The sequence below is a fragment of the Psychrobacter sp. JCM 18902 genome, assembly GCF_904846615.1.
In the GTDB taxonomy this organism is placed as follows: Bacteria; Pseudomonadota; Gammaproteobacteria; order Pseudomonadales; family Moraxellaceae; genus Psychrobacter.
Genome location: NZ_CAJHBK010000001.1, coordinates 177,235 through 197,010, shown reverse-complemented (window position 1 = coordinate 197,010; position 19,776 = coordinate 177,235). Strand labels below are relative to the sequence as shown.

The following is a 19,776-nucleotide window of genomic DNA, read 5'->3' as shown; positions in this document are numbered from 1 at the left end:
GACTGAATAATAAAAATTAGTTTTCACTAGAGGTTGTAATAGAACTTATTATTATGAATTGAACAAAAGTCGTACGAGATGTTAACACAGCTGTTATATTGCCTTAAACTATTATTAGGGTAATAAATTGAAAAATACAATACCATTCTCAGCAAAAGCGCTAAGCATTTGTGTCGTATCCATTATGCTTTCTGCTTGTGGTGAAGGTGATGACAGCACATCATCACTTGTACCACCAACCGTTAATCTACCAGTAGAAACGCCGCCTGTTAAGCCGCCAGTAACGAGCATTCCTGCTACGCCACTTGAACCAAGCACGCCTGTTAAGCCGCCAATAACGAGTATTCCTGCTACGCCGCTTGAACCAAGTACGCCTGTTAAACCACCAATAACGAGCATTCCTGCTACACCAATTGGGCCAAATACGCCTATTAAGCCGCCAGCAACGAGTATTCCTGCTACGCCACTTGAACCAAGTACGCCTATTAAGCCACCAGTAACGAGCATTCCTGCTACGCCAATTGGGCCAAGTACGCCTGTTAAGCCACCGGTAACGAGTATTCCTGCTACGCCACTTGAACCAAGTACGCCTATTAAATATCCAGAACCAAAAAAGGATATTGCTGATTTTTATTTATTAGGGTTTTTTGACCACGATGGTAGAGCGGGAGAAATTCGTGCTATTCGTCCAGACTTGGTTGGCGACTTTCAAGCGATGATACAGTTTGGGCAGAATCATACCGTTGATCCACAGGGTAACGAAGCAAAAAACATGCCGCGCCTGACGGCAGAAAAAGAGGCGCTGTTATTAGTGACGCCTACGCTTGAAATGGGTGACATTAATAAATTAGCGGCTGAAATTTACAAAGACGGGGTTTTATTACGAACTGTCAATTTAGCCGATCCGACTCAAATCCCAGACACGGATCAGACTAACACTGATCAGCGCGCACGCGTTGCTTACAGTAAGCGTGCTTGGTCAACCAAACTCAACTGGGATGAGGTACAAGGTGGTCTCAAAATTCGCATTGTGGATGACCAAAATCGTAGCGGTGAATTGTCAGAAGATAACATAGATTTTGCCGCCCCTGGTGAGTTGGTATTGACCAATATCCGTCTGGGCATGTTAACGGATGCACCTCAATCTTGGGGTCATTATATGCTACGCGATCCAGAAAGAGCGGGTTCAGACTACTTCCAAACCATTCCAGCAGCACAAATGACCGTTGCTAGCTATGATGACATGAAGCTCGAACGAGTAATGGTCGCCAATGGCACTATTTATGATTCAATCAGTGACTCAAATGATGCTGGCGTTTATGCTGGTGATATGCGCGAAAACACCGCGAAATCAACCTTTGGTGTTGGCATTAATTTAGCCAATTGGGGCGTCACCAGTGCTTCAATGCAAAGTCAAGAGCAACCGCAATTGACCCAAAACGTCAATGCGCATCACGCTCGCGGTAAATATAAGAATGGTGAATATAACCACGGCTTAAGCGGCGGTAATGGTATGTTGACCCTAATCGACTCTCAAGGTAATGAGTTCAGCCACGAAATCGGTCATCATTATGGCTTGAGTCATTATCCTGGTGAACAGAACGGCGATTTCTTTTGGGCCGAGCATCATGCTAATAGTGGCTGGGGCTATAATGGCGTCAGAAACAAAATGCGCAGCAACTTAGACTGGCCACGACAGGTCGAGGGTGATGGTCTCACTGGTAAACCTCTTTTCTTAGCCACCTATGGCTATGGTCGCGATGCGATGTCTGGTGGATCACAGAGTGGCGCTTATTCAAACTATACTCACTATACGGGTTATAGTACAAAAATTAAGATACAGCCAGCATTTGATAAAGCAGTATTTGACGCTGACTCACCAACTGGCTATAAGAAATGGAATGCTGAGCTTAGAAAGATGGAAGTCATCCAGCCTAAAGTGTGGAAAGAATCCAAAAACGTTTGGTACAACAGTGCCAACGGTAATTACTTAAAACCACGCTTACAAGGCGTGCCAGTATTTACCATTTTAGGCGGTTATGACCCTGTCGCGCAAAAAGGCATCATTTATCCAGAAGCACGTGGTAACTGGGGCAACGTCTTTGAGTTACCGACACCGAATAACTCACTTGAATCAGCAAGCTGCTGGTTAAGCGTCACTTATAGTAATAACACGATTAATGATATTGCGTTGGCTCCTAATCGAATGAATGGTAATGCCAATAAATTCCATATCAATTTAGCCATCGCTGAAGATCCGAAAAAAGTGGATTTGTACTGTAAAAAGGTCAATGAAGCACAAGTACAGCTCTCAACCATTGATATTCGTCAATATAGTGAGGCGATTAAACCTGCGGTTACCTTTGGTAAAGAACAGGGCTATACGGCACTAAGAAAGGTAGAATTGCCAATCTTAGAGCAGAAACTTCTTGCTCAAGCAGAAAATTCGACTATTAGTTTAGACGCCAATGGTCAGTTGTTATATGATTCTTACAAAGAGTATCGTGATGAGCTTAGCCCTTTAGCACTCCAAACATTAGAGCGTTATGAGAAGCAGCAAGAAACTCTAAATCGTCTAAACCGCTGGGTCAATGTCTATCGTACGGATTTAATCAAAAAAGAGTCTGAAGCACTTACCGAATTTCAAAAGTTTGTTGTAGATTTAGAGCTACAAGATGACAAACCTTTAGATAATGTGACTACTATCCGTAATGGCAACAACTGCCTTAAAGTTGAAACTCTAGAAGATGGTAAGTTAAATAGCTTTATTAGCGGCCCAAGTGGCTGTACTGGTGATGACTCTGAACAGTGGATTTACGATCTTAAAGGTAAAATTCACAGCAAAATGGCATTAGATCAGTGTTTAACGGAACAAGGTTCTTGGGTCGTTTTAGGCACTTGTAGCTTGGACTCGCCAGCGCAAGTTTGGGAGATGAACGGTACTGACCAAATCAAACAAGGTGGCAAATGCTTTGATTTGCGTACTGGTAATTTAGTAGATAATCGCGGAAGCTTAATTACTTACAATTGTAGTGGTGGCTGGAATCAAAAGTGGACAACGTTAACCAAAAACCCAAGCTTTATCTTAGCAACCGCTGGTAATAATCTACCGTTAATCGTAGATAGTCTGCAAAAACAGCCAGTATCGACGGATGATATGCAAACGCGTTCATTAAGTATGGACAGTAAAGAAGAGCCATCAGTGCTAGCAAAAGTAAGCACTGCGATAAGCACTTGGATTGACAATCTAGTCAATTAACAAAACAATCCATTATGCTAAAAATAAGCCCCTATGATAGGGGCTTATTTTTTACTAAATTTTTAAACGATCCTATTTATATGGTAAGGTAATTCTCTTTAAGTCTCTTTATTCAGTGGTGCAACAGCACAGCTTTTATCAATAAAACTTGCTTGATTTTTAGGTCGTTTTTGGAGCACATTATATTGGATAAACACCCTAAAAGTGGCTGGCTTAAGTCGCTATTGCTCACCATCATGCATAGGTTAAAGCAATTTGCCCAGCTCTGGTCGCTACAGACGCTACTGGATTTACCCGATAGACTAAGAAACCTATGGCAGCAGCTTATCGGCTCTTATTGGTTTATCCCAACGGCTTGCGTCATCGTTGGAATATTGCTTGCGCCTTTATTAGTCACTATTGATCAACACTTTGACCGCGAAACCGTCAGAGAGATTACCTTTGCTTTTACCGGTGACGACGATGCGGCGCGCGCCATCATGACTGCCATCGCAGGCGCAGTATTAGGCGTAGCAGGTACGACATTTTCTATTACGATCGCGGTACTGTCGATGGCCTCTTCGCAATTTGGCCCACGGCTGTTGCGCAATTTTTTGACCGATACGCCTAACCAGTTTGTATTGGGGGCGTTCATTGGCACCTTTAGTTATAGTTTATTGGTGTTAAAATCCATCCATAAATATGACGTGGCTTTTGGTGTGCCACAGCTCGCAGTGACTTTTGCGATTATCATGGCAATTATATGTGCGCTGTTGCTGGTGTACTTTGTACAGCATATGGTACATGCCATTCAAGCCTCACATGTGATTCAAAACGCCAGCAATGATGCGATTAATAATATTCACTATTGGTATCGTGATCATTGCGATATCCAGCATCAACGCGATATAGAACATCATGACATTGAACAGTTTCATCACTGGTCAGCGATGCCCATCTATCCACCAAGCTCAGGTTATGTTCAACAATTTTACCTTGAGTCACTGATTACACTGACACAAGACTATGGCGGAGTGGTGCAAATGCGTATTAATCTTGGTGATTATGTCACTGACAAAAATGTTATCGGTTACTTTTACCAGCGTCCAGCAGGTCATCCAAACAATCGACAAAAAACAGCGACGCCATCTTTAGCTGTTGTACCGCGTGCCCCTGACGGACTTTTTTGGCAGCGCTTTGCAGGCTGTATACGTATCGAACAACGACTGGCTCATTCTAACGATATTGCTTATAGCTTGGGACAAATGACTGAAATCGCCGTACGAGCATTGTCTCCAGGTATCAATGATCCAAAAACAGCGGTCAACTGCGTACAATCACTGACCAGTTGCTTAAGTATTATGATGCGTCGCCAGCCGCCCAGCCCCTATCATTTTTATACACCGGCACAAAACGATGATTCATCGAAAGCCGAAGTTAAACAGCGACGCTTGGCGATATTAGCCATAGTTACTCATACTCCCAAAATATCTGATTTTATCAATACATCACTAGGCGAGATACGTCGGTATGCAGCAGCAGATTTGATGGTCTTAAAAGCGCTATGTCAGGCGATGGTCAATCTAAGTTATGCTCGCGTAAATAACGCACAGCAGCAAACCCTATTGCATGAGATAAAACTGATTGAGCGCGCAGGAGAAGAAAACCTAAGCTATCAAGAGCTGATAGATGACTTGAGCGCGATGTGCCAACAAGCCCAACAGTTCATACTTAGCAACGATGCTCATCATCAGTATTTTAACTATGTTAGCGCGTTTGACACCCATATTCGCCAAGCATTACAAACGCAATAAAAATAAAAAGACAAGCGATAACTAAACTAAAATCAAACCTATTTAGTGTTTGTAAGCGCTAAGCTTATGACAATTTTAAACTCACTTGAGAATTTTTTCATGGCCCCTACCAGTAGCCTAACCATACTTGAAATCAGCGCGATATTCTTATCAATCACAGCCCTATTAACTTACGTTAACCATCGTTTTATTGGCCTACCGACGACGATTGGCGTGATGGTTATCTCCATTTTATTATCTATTGGCGCGATATTTTTGGGATTTTTGGGATTTGATCAGCTGATTGATTATGAAGTAAGCTTGTTAGAGCAGCTTGATTTTACCGAAGTTTTATTAGACGGCATGCTCTCTATGCTGTTATTTGCAGGGGCGCTGCACGTCAATATCAGCGATTTAAAACGTTATAAGCTGCCTATTGGCATCCTTGCTTGCGTCGGTACCATCGTCTCTGCGATGCTTATCGCCACGGCGCTTTATTTTATGCTGCCGCTGCTTGGTTTCGGTTTGCCGTTTCTTTGGTGTTTGCTATTCGGTGCTCTAATATCACCGACCGACCCCATTGCCGTAATGGGTATTTTGGCATCGGCTGGCGCGCCAAAAAGTATAGAAACGGTCATCGCGGGCGAGTCTTTATTTAATGATGGTATCGGCGTCGTCATCTTTGTATTGCTGCTAGGTATTTTATCCAGTGGTGATATCCCAACCGCCAATTATGTGGCGCATACTCTAGCGGTCGAAGCCGGTGGCGGCATTATTTTTGGGTTGGTACTTGGGTCGATTTTGTATTACATGCTGAAAAGTATCGATAGCTATCAAGAAGAAGTGTTGTTAACGCTTGCTGGTGTGATAGGTGGTTATGCACTCGCCAGTCATTGGCATTTATCAGGACCACTCGCCATGGTGATGATGGGATTAATGGTTGGTAATCGCGGACGAGCATTGGCGATGAGCGATAAAACGCGGCATTATATTGATTTATTTTGGGAATTAATCGATGAAATTCTCAATGCTATTTTATTCGTACTCATCGGTTTAGAAGTAGTGATGATTGCTTATTCGGGTAATTTATTTATCGCCGCTGGCTTGACGATTGTCATTGCCCTACTTGCGCGTTTTATCGTTGTAGGTATGACGACCAAAACCTTTCATCGTCAGCTCGATTTGCCGACTGGTGCATGGAAAGTGCTGACATGGGGCGGATTACGTGGGGGTATTTCGGTTGCCTTAGTGTTGCAGCTGCCGCTGGGAACCGAACGCGATATCTTGTTGGCGCTCACTTATGCAGTCGTGATATTCTCTATCTTGGTGCAAGGTTTGAGTATTGGCAAAGTCGCCAAAAGCATTCGCACTGATAAGAGTACAGCAAAGCCATAATTTATAACCAGTTTTAAGCCAATCGTTTTAGCAAAAGAAAGCCAGCATAAGATAGTATCTTACGCTGGCTTTTTCATACACATTCAGTTTTTTTGATAGGCGCTATAATAAGCCCTTTTTATATCAGACCCTTTCGCTTCATATTACGATAGACCACGACCACAATAAGAAGATTCGAGACTAATATCCCAAGCTTAAACCAATCAAATGGGCTAACGATTAGATAGTAAAGCTCAATAGGAATAAACACCCCATAACCCAGCACACCAAACCAATACGCCCATGTTTTATCTTGCCATAAGCCATAAGCCTCAAGGAAACGCAGACTGGCGTAAGCAAAGATTAATAACAAGAATAATGACCAGTTTTTACTTGCCTGCTGGGCAATCCGTACTGCACTGTCAACTTGCGGTGCCAGTAGCTGTCCAAAAGTCTGTTGCCAAGAATCAGTCGCCGTCGTCAGCCAATGCTCAAGGTCAGTATGCCATGACCATAAAGCCCCTGCCCCTAATAGCGCACCGACCCCTTTAACCACCTCATAGATTGCCACCGCTTTGATAGATTCACTAGCAGTACTGTGCGACTTGATGGTTTGGTTGTGCAAGTGATGATCGCTATCCTTCGAGGATGGTTGCAGACTATCATCCTGCCTAGGCAAATTAGCCAAAGAAAGTCTCCACAACGCGGCCTTGCAACTGCTGATTAAAGAATGGCGTGTTTTTACCATTGGACAGCATGGATTGGGCGGTCACTTGCCATTCCAAATTAGGATCCACCAGTACTGCGCCGCCGATTTTTTCATATTGCTCACTAATACCAGCGATTTTCGCCGGATTGAGACAGATTTTATCGACAAGTTGCTCTAAGGTTAATACCTCATCATTTACTAGCTGACAAGCCAGCGCCATAAAGGTATCAAAATTTGAGATGCCTGGTGTACTCTCAGCAAATGGGGCTTTTTTGGCGGTACTGTTCAAGGGTTCATGATGGCTACATATCGCATCAATGGTGCCATCTTTCAAACCACGGCGGATGGCTTGCTGATCGGTATTGCTACGCAGGGGCGGTAATACGTAGGCTTGAGCGTTAAAACCCTCTAAATTGTCATCGGTCAAATACAACTGATGCATCGCCACATCACAAGTCACGGGCAAGCCTTTATCTTTTGCCCAGCGCATCAATTCGATTGAAGATTTACAGGATAGTTGACTAAAGTGAGCGGCGATGCCCGTTTCTTCAACCATTAGCAACTGCGTTGATAAGGCAACCGTTTCAGCGATCCAAGGAATCCCTTGCAAGCCGTGATATGACGCGATATAACCTTCATGCGCCACGCCATCACCAGATAGACTTGGTTCATCAGGATAAAAGAATACTTTCATATTAAAAGTCGCGGCGTATTCCAGTGTACGCAGTAATACTAAATCATTGCGAAAAGGACGGCGCGCATTAGAAACGGCTATACAACCGCCTTTTTTAAGCCCAGCGATATTTGATGGACGCTCGCCTTCTAAACCAGCAGTCAACGCACCTAAAATATGCAAATATATGCCGCCATCACCAAGCGCGCGCTCACGTAAGCCTTTTAATAATGAACCGTTCTCTAAGATAGGATTGGTATCAGGAGGAATGACCACATGCAAGAAACCATTGCCACGAGCAGCGCGTCCTTCTGATTCCAAAGTGCCATGTTGTTGTTGACCTGGTTCACGTAGGCGGGCGCACAAATCAACTAAAGGCGGCAGGAGCCACATTTCACGACCAGCTTCGAGTGATGCCAACTTATCTGTCGCAGCACTTGATAGTGAGTCTTTAAATGATTGAGGAAGATGGTTAATTATCGTTGCATCCGTATTTAACATAGTTGTCATGAGCGTTATTACCGTATCAATAAAATGGGATAAATAAATATAAAACAGCGAGGCAGAGGATTATTTACTCGCGGCTTGGTGAGCGCGCTGACCTTCCATAGCTAATGACAGTACTGCCATACGAATAGCGATGCCATTATTCACCTGTTTTAAAATCACTGACTGGTCGCCATCGGCAACGCTTGATGCAATCTCAACACCGCGGTTCATCGGCCCTGGATGCATGACCAACGCATCGGGCTTAGCCAATGCCATGCGCTCTGGTGTAATACCATAATGCTTATAGTATTCACTCGATGATGCTAGCAGCGGCGAGCCGATACGTTCGTTTTGTATTCTTAATCCCATAATGACATCACAGTCCGTGACACATTCATTCATATCTTCATAGACTTGTACCCCAAAACGCTCAATGCCTTTAGGTAACAGGGTACGCGGCGCGCAGACGCGAATGTCTTTAACGCCTAACGTTTGTAGGGCACTGATATCAGAGCGTGCGACCCGTGAATGCTTAATATCACCAACGATAGCCACTGACAATTCTTCAAATGGGCGCGGCGCTTCACGGTGAATGGTCAGCATATCGAGCATCCCTTGGGTTGGATGCGCATGCCAGCCATCACCGCCATTAATAATAGCAATATCGGGTGTCACCTCTGTTGCCATAAAATGGGCAGCACCTGATGCTGAATGCCGTACCACAAAAATATCTGCCGTCATGGCTTGTAGATTCCACAGCGTATCGCGCAAGCTTTCACCTTTTTTGGTACTAGAGCGCTCGATATCGATATTGAGCACATTGGCACCGAGACGCTTTTCAGCTACTTCAAAAGTCGTACGGGTACGCGTCGATGGTTCAAAAAACAAATTCATCACCGTATAGCCTTCAAGCTCAGGACGGTTAATCAGCTGCCCGTTTTCATCAAAGAATGTCTCTGCTTTGGCAATAATTGCTTGTAATTGCGCTTTATTAAGACCTTCCACCCCCAAAAAATGGCGAATACTGCCATCGCTATTAAGCTGCGGACGACTTAACGACGCATCAAGTTTCTCATGAATGGTATCAGGGTCGAATTTGGCATAATCCGTTGGCGAGACTGTCTGAGTTGAGCGGCTATCGATAGAATTTGGCATAGTGGCAGGTCTTTATTGTTGGTTTATATGATTTAATAATCATTATTTATGCGTTTTTTGGCGATTTATAGTCGACGATAAGCACAGAGACAAGGACATTTTGGCACTTATTTGCTACAATTTACCCCAGTGACAGTGAGAGACATAGCGCTGTAAAAAACAGCCATCGTCATCCTCTTGGGCAGTAGCCATAGACCTGTCAAAACCATCATTAAAAATCCGCTTAGCCAAACGATAAATAAATAATAATAGTGATAGTGTAGCTGATTTTGTGGTCAGGACAAAGATGCCGTGCGAGGTATTTAAAAATTTGCCAGATTTAGGTCTGTAACGTGCGACCCAACCGACTTTCCAACCCCTTATTTAATCCTTAGTTTCAGTAGCCTTTATTTTAACAGCATTTATTAGGAAGCCTTATGACAACTCTTACAGACTATCTCAATGATTATTCACCAAATCCTGCACTGAGTGACGTTATTACGACTGTCACTGACGTGGGTAAAACCATCTCACAATTATTGAGAAAAGGGGCACTAGCAGACATTCTAGGCGAAGCTGGTAACCAAAACGTCCAAGGTGAAGACCAAAAGAAACTGGACGTACTGGCCAATGACTTATTGTTAGATGCATTAGCGAAAAATACATATTGTGCAGGCGTTGCCTCAGAAGAGCTTGACGATGCTACCCCTGCCAATGCAGATGGCAGTTTGTTGGTATTGTTCGATCCGCTTGATGGTTCATCAAACATCGATATTAATATGGCCGTTGGCACTATCTTTTCTATTTTACCGTACCAGCGCCAAGGTCAAGTCAGTGAAAATAGCGACTTCTTGCAAGCAGGTAATCAACAGCTAGCAGCAGGCTATTTATTATATGGCACCTCTACCGTACTAGCGCTAACTATCGCCGATCATGTCGTGATGTTTAGCCTAGATCCTGACACTAACGATTATGTACTCATACAAGAAAACGTGCAAATCGATGCCGATACCAGCGAATATGCCATCAATGCTTCAAACTACCGCTACTGGCGCGCACCCATGCAGCAGTATATCGATGAGTTAATTGCTGGCGAAACGGGTGTCCGTGGTCGCGATTTCAATACACGCTGGGTGGCCGCCATGGTCGGTGATGTGCATCGTATTTTATGTCGCGGTGGTCTCTTCACTTATCCGTTCGATACCAAATATGCCAATAAAGCAGGCAAATTACGCTTGATGTATGAAGCCAATCCAATGAGCTTATTGATTGAACGCGCTGGTGGCGCTGCTACCGATGCAGTCAATCGTATTTTAGACATAGAACCGAATGACATTCACCAACGCGTCCCAGTGGTACTTGGCAGCAAAAATGAAGTCTATTATGTTAAAAATTTGCATGTAACTTACGCTGATAAATAAGCACTTTGCCTTTACTTTGATAACAGTCAGTATAAAGTCAAAACATTTATAAGATTTATACTGATTGTTTAATTTTTTTATATTTTTTTCTAAGCGATCCACTATGGTAGCAAATCCCACCGAGCTTATTACCTCAGATAAAAATACGACCGTTAAACTTGTCAAATCCTTGTTAACGCAAGCGCGGCAGCGGAAGAAGCAAGGTCAAACGGTGATTGAGGGCGTGCATCTCATCGATGCAGCGCTGCGTAGCGACTACCCGTTTGCCCAAATCCTACTCGCAGAGTCTGCGCACAACCATCCTGAGGTTCAGCAAATTTTGACGCGCTTGCCTACTTATACGCCTATTTTAACGTTATCAAATTCGCTGTATGAGAGCATTCGTAGCTTAGGTACTGGTATCGATATCATGGCAATCATTAAAGTACCAATGCCTCGTTTATCGATGATTGATAATGACTGCTTGATTTTAAATGATGTGCAAGACAGCGGCAATGTGGGCACCCTATTACGCACCGCAGCAGCGGTTGGCATCAAGAACATACTCTGTACCAGTGCGACGGCACAAGCGTGGTCCCCTAAGACATTACGAGCAGGCATGGGCGCTCAGTTTGCCCTGACTATTTATGAAGATCTAAGTGTGCAAGATATTTTAGACCATGTGCAAACACCGCTATTTGCGACCAGTTCACATACTGATACGATAATTTATAAACATGACTTAAAAAAACCTATTGCTTGGATTATGGGTCATGAAGGACAAGGGGTTTGTGACGAGCTGATGCAGTGTGCTACCCCTATCGCTCTACCACAGCCCAATGGTCAAGAAAGTCTGAATGTCGCCATTGCAGGCTCATTATGCTTATATGAAACACTACGTCAAAGAAATTATAACTAATGTTGTTTGACTGAATCAAAAACATACCTCTCAAATACTAAAAACCCGCTATAAATAATAGCGGGTTTTTATACTTAACTAATCACTAAATAACGATTAAACCTTGCTAGTAAGCTCAGGCAATGCTGTAAATAAATCCGCTTCTAAGAAGTAATCAGCAACGCTAGCGATAGGTGCTTCCGGGTCATTGTTAATAGCAACAATAACTTTAGAATCTTTCATACCCGCTAAATGCTGAATCGCGCCTGAAATGCCCGCTGCGATATATAAGTCTGGTGCAACGATTTTACCCGTTTGACCGACCTGCATATCGTTTGGTACGTAACCTGCATCAACAGCGGCACGTGATGCACCAACGGCAGCGCCAAGTTTATCAGCCAATGGTTCGATATATTTGGTGAAGTTTTCACCATTTGCTAAGGCACGACCACCAGAAACCACAATGCCTGCTGAAGTCAATTCAGGACGATCAGATTTCGCCATCTCTTCATTAACGAAGCTTGCTTTGCCAGTTTCTTGCACGTTGTCGATTGTCTCAACAGTAGCTGAACCACCTTCGCTTGCTACTGGGTCAAAAGCCGTGGTACGTACTGTCATGACAACTTTATCTTCTGTGGTCTTAACAGTTGCTGTGGCGTTACCAGCATAGATAGGGCGCTCAAACGTTTGCGCATCTACGACGGCAGAGATTTCTGATAGCATGCTTACGTCAAGTAAAGCGGCAACGCGTGGCATAAAGTTTTTACCAGTGGTTGTTGCTGGTGCAAGGATATGGCTGTAATCACCAGCGATATCAGCAACCAATAGCGCAACGTTACCCGCTAATTGATGCTCATAGGCAGCGTTGTCTGCTAATAATACTTTAGTCACGCCTTCTGCTTTAGCTGCTTGGTCAGCGACAGCTTGAGCACCACTACCTGCAACCAACACATGGATATCATCACCCATTTGCTTAGCAGCAGCGATGGTATTCAAAGTTGCCTTTTTTAGACTGGCATTGTCATGTTCTGCATATACCAAAATTGCCATGATTTTAATCCTTTTTTGTTCATATCATCTATTCATGCGGTTGTTTGTGTACAAAGCTGTTTGAGCAACTATTATTTTATATAAAATAAATCAGTTAAATCTATAGCCTTGTACAGGATATGCCGTAGCGAAGTATCCAATCATTGAAACATTAAATGACTTTTGCTTCGTTTCTTAGCTTATCGACCAACTCATCCACTGAACCCACTTTGATGCCAGCTTTACGTTCAGCAGGTGGCACAACTTTAATGATCTCTTGCTTAGAGGCCATATCAACACCAAAATCAGCAGGCGTTTTTTCGTCAAGTGGCTTTTTCTTCGCTTTCATGATGTTAGGCAATTTAGCATAACGAGGCTCATTCAAACGTAAATCAGTGGTAATAACCGCTGGTAGCTCAAGTGCTAGCGTCTGTAAACCACCGTCGATTTCACGAGTCACGTTTACTTTATCGCCTTCAACCTTCACTTCTGATGCAAACGTACCCTGACCGATACCCATCAATGCCGCTAGCATCTGCCCAGTCTGGTTGTTATCATCATCAATGGCTTGCTTACCCAATAAGATAATATCAGTGCCTTCACTCTCGGCGATATTTTTGAGGATCTTAGCAATTTGTAATGGATACGGCTTGTCGTCAGTCAACACTAAAACACCACGATCAGCGCCCAATGCCAAAGCTGCACGAATTTGCTCTTGTGATTCTTTTGGACCGATGGAAGCAACAATGATTTCATCAATCACACCCGCTTCTTTTAGACGAACCGCCTCTTCTACTGCAATCTCATCAAAAGGGTTGATTGACATCTTAGTGTTTGATAAATCAACGCCAGAGTTGTCAGCTTTTACACGAACTTTTACGTTGTAATCAATGACACGCTTGACCGCTACTAATGCTTTCATACGTTCCTCGTTTATTAATGTTATGAATTAAAAATTGTCAGTTAAGAACCAAAGGTTCATTTTTTTAAACTGTCGTTCAAAATACTACTTAGGGTTATTACTGCGTCAACAGATAGTAGTTAATTAAGCAAGAAGAAACAATACCGAAAATGGTATTAGTATCACACTACTCATTGATAAAATCTGCTAAAGCTAAGCCAACCGTTATTATCAGACCCCTGTATCTTGCGTGACCACAGGCATAAGGTCAAGACAACGCCGTGAATAATGCGTCATAAATTTGTCACCATTCTATAATAAATAGTTTATAAGTGCACAATTTTACAGTCTTCTTTAACCTACATTCTCAATATTTCACCTATTTTTAGCACTGTCAACACGATAGTTACTTAATGGATTGTTGTGATCTATGTCATTGGCATCAATTGAGAACAACTATCGAGAACAACAATCAAAAACTCAAAATCTACGATTTGCTGTTTTTACTGGAACCAATCAGCAACTCACTGTCGCGTATATCATCGAATAATGACCAGTCAGGCGTAACTGCATTATTTTTGATGACACTCATATCCCCTGTGGTTTCCATAATGACAGCAAATACTTCCGTTTTAGACTTGATCCCATTCTTGCGTAAAACCTGTTGAACATCACTGGTACTGAGATTGGCCTCTTTTAAATTTCCACTAAAATACTCGCCATGCGCCATTAATATAATGGCTCGATTGTCTATCAGAGATTTTAAGGGTTTGAATTTACGCCTGATAAATGAGATAACACCTTGAATCACAAACAATACTGCGACAGCAAACAGCCCTTGCATTAATGACGGTGTGTCTGATAGCACCGTTGAAGCGAGTATACTGCCAATACCGACAGTCATCGCAAAATCATGGCTTGAGAGCTTGGAGAAACTTCGCAATCCCATCAATCTTGTGAACAACATTAATCCTAAATAAAAACCAATTGCAGATAGAGAAATACCCAAAACTTGCTGCCAATCGATTGAAAACCATGCCTCCCACTTCATAAAACAACCTTATTTTGTTAGATCTTTTTTGAGTCAGTGCTGATGACTGACAGCTAATATCAGTATGCTTTTGATGATTTTACGTTTATAGCGAGAAAAATGGCATAAAAAAAGCAACCTGATAAGAGGTTGCTTTTTTTTAGAGTTGAAACAGTATTTTTATTGTTTTAACAAACAAAGGCATCAATGCATATTGATAATCTTACTGTCATCAAGCTTACTGACTAATCAGCTTACTAGATGTCAAATGAGATTAGATAGCTTCGATTTGCTCGGCTTGTGGGCCTTTTTTGCCATCACCTAAGATGAAAGACACTTTTTGGCCTTCGGCTAGAGTTTTGAAACCACCACCTTGGATAGCGCTGTAGTGAGCGAATACGTCTTGTCCGCCATTGTCTTGAGCGATAAAACCAAAACCTTTAGCTTCATTAAACCACTTTACAGTGCCTTCAACTTTATCTGACATAAATTTTCCTAACTCTTTAACTGTTGGCGAGACGTGTGTCGTCACCGATTAATTGATATATACCCAAACTATTTTTTGCTAAATGCAACAGTCAATATGATCAAAATATCGTTAGATAGCTTGAAATTACGACCTAAAATCTTTTGAGTACAGGCTGATTATAGCAGCTTTTTATAATCGCAACAGGTTAAATTGATGATTTTTGTAAATAACGATAATCCGTTTTGAAAAGTCACGAAAGCCAATTAAATACTATCTAATACATTGATAAGAAAGATATTTTATATCATTTACTATCTATCATTCTAACGTAAAGGTGTCATTTAAGTTGGTGACAGCATTATCTCAAATAATAAATAGGTGATAAGTCAGCATATGCTTTATTGAGATATCGGTAACCACGGTGAACTTAATACTAATAAACAAAGTGCAAAAAATATTAGCGAAAATGACTGACTATAGGCGATGTATTTAGCAGGTATCACCAAGTCTTTAGGAGAATCAGGAATACCTTTACGTTTTAATAAACGCGTCCCGTATATCCATCCAAAGGTAGTATAGATGCCATAAGCAGCAGGTACTGTAATGGCTAGTGGCGTCAAGTCAATCACATATAATATGACAACGGAAATAAAGAACCACAAAGTATCTAAAATTGAGCTGATTTGAAAAAACTTAGACTTAGGCAATTTGCCATCGGTTTTTTTGAGCATCTCCCCTTCTATCCATATTAAAACAGCTACCACAGCGCTAAGAGTAATATATACGAATTGCGGCGTTAGCCAGTCTGGATAAGATATTTGCACAACACACAACCTATAATCTATAAAAAATGAGAACGCGAAACTCAATCGTCTTGATAATTAACCAGCAATTGGTTGCACTAAGAATATTCAAAAAAATCAATGAAGGCTAGATATATGAGGCATCGATTGGTCGTTTTCAACCAACACCAAAGCGATTGTGGTTAAAATTTCACTAAAGTAGTGCAAACTAAAAAAGCCCACACTATTAAGTAATAGCATGGGCTCTTAGTTCTATATCAGCGATTAATCTCTTAATAGCCTAATACTGAATTAGTTTTTTTCTTTATCGATGATTTTGTTACCACCGATCCAAGGCATCATGCCACGTAGCTTAGCGCCAGTGATTTCGATTTGATGCTCTGCATTGTTACGACGACGAGCCGTCATTGATGGATAGTTGGTTGCGCCTTCAGAGATAAACATCTTCGCGTACTCACCAGACTGAATGCGTTTTAGGGCATTACGCATAGCTTCACGTGATTGCTCATTGATAACTTCAGGACCAGTTACGTATTCGCCATATTCAGCGTTGTTACTGATTGAATAGTTCATGTCAGCGATACCGCCTTCATACATGAGGTCTACAATAAGCTTTAACTCATGTAAGCACTCAAAGTAAGCCATTTCTGGGGCATAGCCAGCTTCAGTTAGGGTTTCAAAGCCCATTTTAACCAGCTCTACTGCACCGCCGCAAAGTACCGCTTGCTCACCAAATAGATCAGTCTCAGTTTCATCTTTAAAGGTTGTTTCGATAATACCTGAACGACCACCACCAACGCCAGCAGCATATGACAATGCCAATTGTTTGGCTTGACCTGAGGCATCTTGGTAGATAGCGATAAGATCAGGGATACCGCCGCCTTTTGCAAACTCTGAACGTACCGTATGACCTGGTGCTTTTGGTGCAACCATAATGACATCAAGATCACCACGTGGTACGACTTGGTTATAATGAATCGCAAAACCATGAGCAAAGGCTAGGGTCGCGCCCTCTTTGATGTTAGGCTCAATCACGTCGTTATAAAGCTCTTTTTGGAACTCATCAGGCGTCAAAATCATGATGACATCAGCTGCTTTTACCGCTTCTTCTACTTCTGCGACTTTCAAGCCTGCGTTTTCCGCTTTTTTCCATGAGCCAGAGTTAGCACGTAGACCAACGGTCACATCAACGTCTGAATCTTGTAGGTTAAGCGCGTGTGCATGGCCTTGTGAACCATAACCAATGATGGCAACTTTTTTACCTTGGATGATTGATAGATCACAATCTTTATCATAATAAACGTTCATAAACAGAGTCCTTTTCCTAAATCATGGCTTGCCATGGATAAATAAACACTTAAATTATAATCACCTTATCGAAGTGATGGGTGAGATAAGCGCTATGTTAATGTTTGAATAAATAATTTGACCTACAATAGGTACAGTAAGCACCCATTATAAACTGAGCGTTTTTTCGCCGCGTGCAATACCAATCACACCCGAACGCACCACTTCCATGATACGTTCACGACCAATCACATCAATAAAGCCGTCAAGTTTGGCTTTGTCACCAACGATTTGAATGGTATATAGATTGGCGTTTACATCAACGATTTGTGCGCGGAAAATATCGGCACTGCGTTTAATCTCTTCACGTACGCCGCCCGTTGCCCGTACTTTTATGAGCATCAACTCACGTTCGACGTGTATAGTATCTGATAGATTAAGCACTTTAACCACTTCAATCAATTTATGCAATTGCTTGGTGATTTGTTCTATTTTTTCAGGTGACGTAATAGTGGTTAATGTTAAGCGAGATATGCTCGAATCGTCTGTTGGCGCAACGTTCAAAGTTTCGATGTTGTAGCCACGTTGAGAGAACAAACCGACCACTCGCGACAATGAACCCGCTTCGTTTTCCATCAATACCGAAATCAGATGTTGTTGTTGCATTAGGTACGCTCCCCTTTTGTTAACCACATATCACGCATCGCTTGCCCAGCGATTTGCATTGGATATACATGCTCGTTACGATCGACATAAACGTCAATAAATACCAATCTATCTGTTATTGCCATGGCTTCCGCCAATTGCGCTTCCATGGTCGCAGGATCAGTAATCTTGATACCGACGTGACCATAGCTTTCAGCGAGTTTGACAAAGTCTGGTAGTGAATTCATATAAGAATGGGCATGACGACCTTCATACAGCATATCTTGCCACTGCTTCACCATACCTAATTGGGCGTTATTTAGGTTTAGGATTTTAACCGGCAAATTATATTGTAAGCAGGTTGAGAGCTCTTGAATATTCATCTGAATAGAGCCTTCACCCGTGATACAAACCACGTCACGCTCAGGGTTAGCAAGTTTGGCTGCCATCGCATACGGCAAGCCAACACCCATCGTCCCTAAACCACCTGAGTTTAGCCATTGACGCGGCTCATTATAGGTATAATAAAGCGCTGCAAACATCTGATGCTGACCGACGTCACTGGTGATAATAGCGTTACTATTCGTCACTTTATCTAAAGCTTGAACGACCGCTTGGGGCTTAATGCCGTTATCGGTGCTGGTGTCATAACGCAGGCCATGACGCTTACGCCACTCATTAATCTGTGACCACCAATCCAACAATGCTGGTTGATCTAACTCTTTATCTTCACCGATAATCTCTAGTATATCGGTCAGGACAGATTTGACATCACCCACGATCGGAATATGCGCATTAATCGTTTTTGAAATAGAGGTAGGATCAATATCAATATGAATAATCGTCGCATTTGGACAGAATTTTTTGACATTATTAGTGACACGGTCATCAAAACGCGCACCAACTGCCAAGATGACGTCGGCATGATGCATGGTCATATTGGCTTCATAAGTGCCATGCATACCGAGCATACCCAAGAACTGACTATCAGAACCAGGGAACGCACCCAAGCCCATTAAGGTATTGGTTACTGGTAAATTTAAACGGTGCGCAAGATTAGTAAGCTCTTTATGCGCATTGCCTAACACAACACCACCACCAGAGTAAACAATCGGACGCTTTGCAGCAAGCAGCGTTTCAACCGCTTTTTTAATCTGACCACTATGGCCTTTTAATGACGGCTGATACGAACGTATAAACACGTCTTCTGGATAAGCGTAAGCAAACTTTTCACTTGGCGCGGTCATATCTTTTGGTACATCAATCACTACAGGACCTGGGCGTCCAGACTGAGCAATATAAAAGGCTTTTTTGACAATCATTGGGATTTCGCTAGCGTGGCGCACTTGAAAGCTATGCTTCACGATAGGACGTGATACACCGACCATATCTGTTTCTTGGAAGGCATCTTCCCCAATTAGGCTGCTAGGTACCTGACCTGCGATGACCACCATCGGCACAGAATCCATAAACGCTGTTGCGATAGCCGTTACGGTATTAGTAGCACCTGGACCTGACGTCGCTAATACTACACCTGTCTGCCCTGTGACTCGTGAATAAGCATCTGCCATGTGACCGGCTGCTTGCTCATGACGTACCAAAATATGCTCGATATTTTCTTGTTGAAACAAAGCATCATAGATATGAAGAACTGCACCACCTGGATAGCCAAAAATATATTTGACGCCCTCATCAGTCAGTGATTGCACCAACATCTCAGCACCAGATAGCATTATAGGTTGCTCACTACCCTCAGCGAGGCGTTGTTGCTTTTCTTCAAAATTTTTGGCGGCATTCCCCGTTTGGGTATGTCCCGTCATATTCGGACTTTGCGTGGTTTGCGTCACTGTCATCACCTTTTTTTTGTCAAGAATTGGCGTTCATTTATAAGAGAAAACCATGCT

The 19,776-nt window shown here is 42.6% G+C and carries 16 protein-coding genes; 5 read left to right on the top strand and 11 right to left on the bottom strand.

The window, feature by feature from the left end; genetic code table 11:
- The first annotated feature begins 139 nt into the window (after positions 1–139).
- The 3 genes from JMY05_RS00885 (at position 140) to JMY05_RS00875 (ending at position 6,426) form a co-directional block, all read left to right on the top strand.
- Complete coding sequence (locus tag JMY05_RS00885; RefSeq protein ID WP_413786577.1) at positions 140–3,259, top strand: M66 family metalloprotease; 3,120 nt, start codon at positions 140–142, stop codon at positions 3,257–3,259.
- 185 nt (positions 3,260–3,444) lie between these two features.
- Positions 3,445–5,052 carry a DUF2254 domain-containing protein gene (locus JMY05_RS00880; RefSeq protein ID WP_227678061.1) on the top strand — a complete coding sequence of 536 codons (1,608 nt, stop codon included), beginning with the start codon at positions 3,445–3,447 and terminating at the stop codon, positions 5,050–5,052.
- Positions 5,053–5,151: 99 nt separating this feature from the next.
- Positions 5,152–6,426, top strand: coding sequence for a cation:proton antiporter (locus tag JMY05_RS00875; protein ID WP_045446746.1), 1,275 nt, complete (start codon positions 5,152–5,154; stop codon positions 6,424–6,426).
- A gap of 118 nt (positions 6,427–6,544) precedes the next feature.
- Here the strand turns inward: JMY05_RS00875 and JMY05_RS00870 are convergent, their stop codons facing one another.
- The 3 genes from JMY05_RS00870 to JMY05_RS00860 are packed head-to-tail and all read right to left on the bottom strand — an operon-like array spanning position 6,545 to position 9,431.
- A complete protein-coding gene (locus JMY05_RS00870; RefSeq protein ID WP_227678060.1) occupies positions 6,545–7,093 on the bottom strand; it encodes a DUF2127 domain-containing protein in 549 nt (182 codons plus the stop codon).
- Positions 7,086–8,297: a dihydroorotase gene (locus JMY05_RS00865; protein ID WP_201613911.1), complete on the bottom strand. Its 1,212-nt coding sequence runs from the start codon at positions 8,295–8,297 to the stop codon at positions 7,086–7,088. The genes JMY05_RS00870 and JMY05_RS00865 overlap by 8 nt, the downstream gene beginning before the upstream one ends.
- A gap of 60 nt (positions 8,298–8,357) precedes the next feature.
- Positions 8,358–9,431: an aspartate carbamoyltransferase catalytic subunit gene (locus JMY05_RS00860; RefSeq protein ID WP_045446679.1), complete on the bottom strand. Its 1,074-nt coding sequence runs from the start codon at positions 9,429–9,431 to the stop codon at positions 8,358–8,360.
- A 416-nt stretch (positions 9,432–9,847) separates the two neighbouring features.
- Between JMY05_RS00860 and JMY05_RS00855 the strand changes: the two genes are divergently transcribed.
- Both JMY05_RS00855 and JMY05_RS00850 read left to right on the top strand, forming a co-directional pair.
- Positions 9,848–10,831 (top strand): class 1 fructose-bisphosphatase, encoded by a 984-nt coding sequence (locus JMY05_RS00855; RefSeq protein ID WP_045446677.1) that lies wholly within the window; start codon positions 9,848–9,850, stop codon positions 10,829–10,831.
- A 103-nt stretch (positions 10,832–10,934) separates the two neighbouring features.
- On the top strand, positions 10,935–11,729 hold the full coding sequence (locus JMY05_RS00850; RefSeq protein WP_045446676.1) for a TrmH family RNA methyltransferase: 795 nt from the start codon (positions 10,935–10,937) through the stop codon (positions 11,727–11,729).
- Between the two features lie 96 nt (positions 11,730–11,825).
- Here JMY05_RS00850 and JMY05_RS00845 read toward each other — a convergent pair whose 3' ends face one another.
- From JMY05_RS00845 to JMY05_RS00810, 8 genes are all read right to left on the bottom strand, one after another.
- Positions 11,826–12,758 (bottom strand): electron transfer flavoprotein subunit alpha/FixB family protein, encoded by a 933-nt coding sequence (locus tag JMY05_RS00845; RefSeq protein WP_045446673.1) that lies wholly within the window; start codon positions 12,756–12,758, stop codon positions 11,826–11,828.
- Positions 12,759–12,909: 151 nt separating this feature from the next.
- Positions 12,910–13,659 (bottom strand): electron transfer flavoprotein subunit beta/FixA family protein, encoded by a 750-nt coding sequence (locus JMY05_RS00840; protein ID WP_045446670.1) that lies wholly within the window; start codon positions 13,657–13,659, stop codon positions 12,910–12,912.
- 466 nt (positions 13,660–14,125) lie between these two features.
- Positions 14,126–14,689, bottom strand: a complete 564-nt coding sequence (locus JMY05_RS00835; protein ID WP_045446667.1) for a DUF421 domain-containing protein — start codon at positions 14,687–14,689, stop codon at positions 14,126–14,128.
- A 253-nt stretch (positions 14,690–14,942) separates the two neighbouring features.
- On the bottom strand, positions 14,943–15,155 hold the full coding sequence (locus JMY05_RS00830; protein ID WP_010196799.1) for a cold-shock protein: 213 nt from the start codon (positions 15,153–15,155) through the stop codon (positions 14,943–14,945).
- 380 nt (positions 15,156–15,535) lie between these two features.
- Complete coding sequence (locus JMY05_RS00825) at positions 15,536–15,961, bottom strand: hypothetical protein (RefSeq protein WP_045446663.1); 426 nt, start codon at positions 15,959–15,961, stop codon at positions 15,536–15,538.
- Positions 15,962–16,231: 270 nt separating this feature from the next.
- Entirely contained in the window at positions 16,232–17,248 is a 1,017-nt protein-coding gene (gene ilvC / locus JMY05_RS00820; protein ID WP_045446660.1) for a ketol-acid reductoisomerase, read from the bottom strand.
- 147 nt (positions 17,249–17,395) lie between these two features.
- A complete protein-coding gene (gene ilvN / locus JMY05_RS00815) occupies positions 17,396–17,893 on the bottom strand; it encodes an acetolactate synthase small subunit (protein ID WP_087814659.1) in 498 nt (165 codons plus the stop codon).
- Positions 17,893–19,605 (bottom strand): acetolactate synthase 3 large subunit, encoded by a 1,713-nt coding sequence (locus JMY05_RS00810; RefSeq protein WP_201615305.1) that lies wholly within the window; start codon positions 19,603–19,605, stop codon positions 17,893–17,895. The genes ilvN and JMY05_RS00810 overlap by 1 nt, the downstream gene beginning before the upstream one ends.
- Between the last annotated feature and the right edge of the window lie 171 nt (positions 19,606–19,776).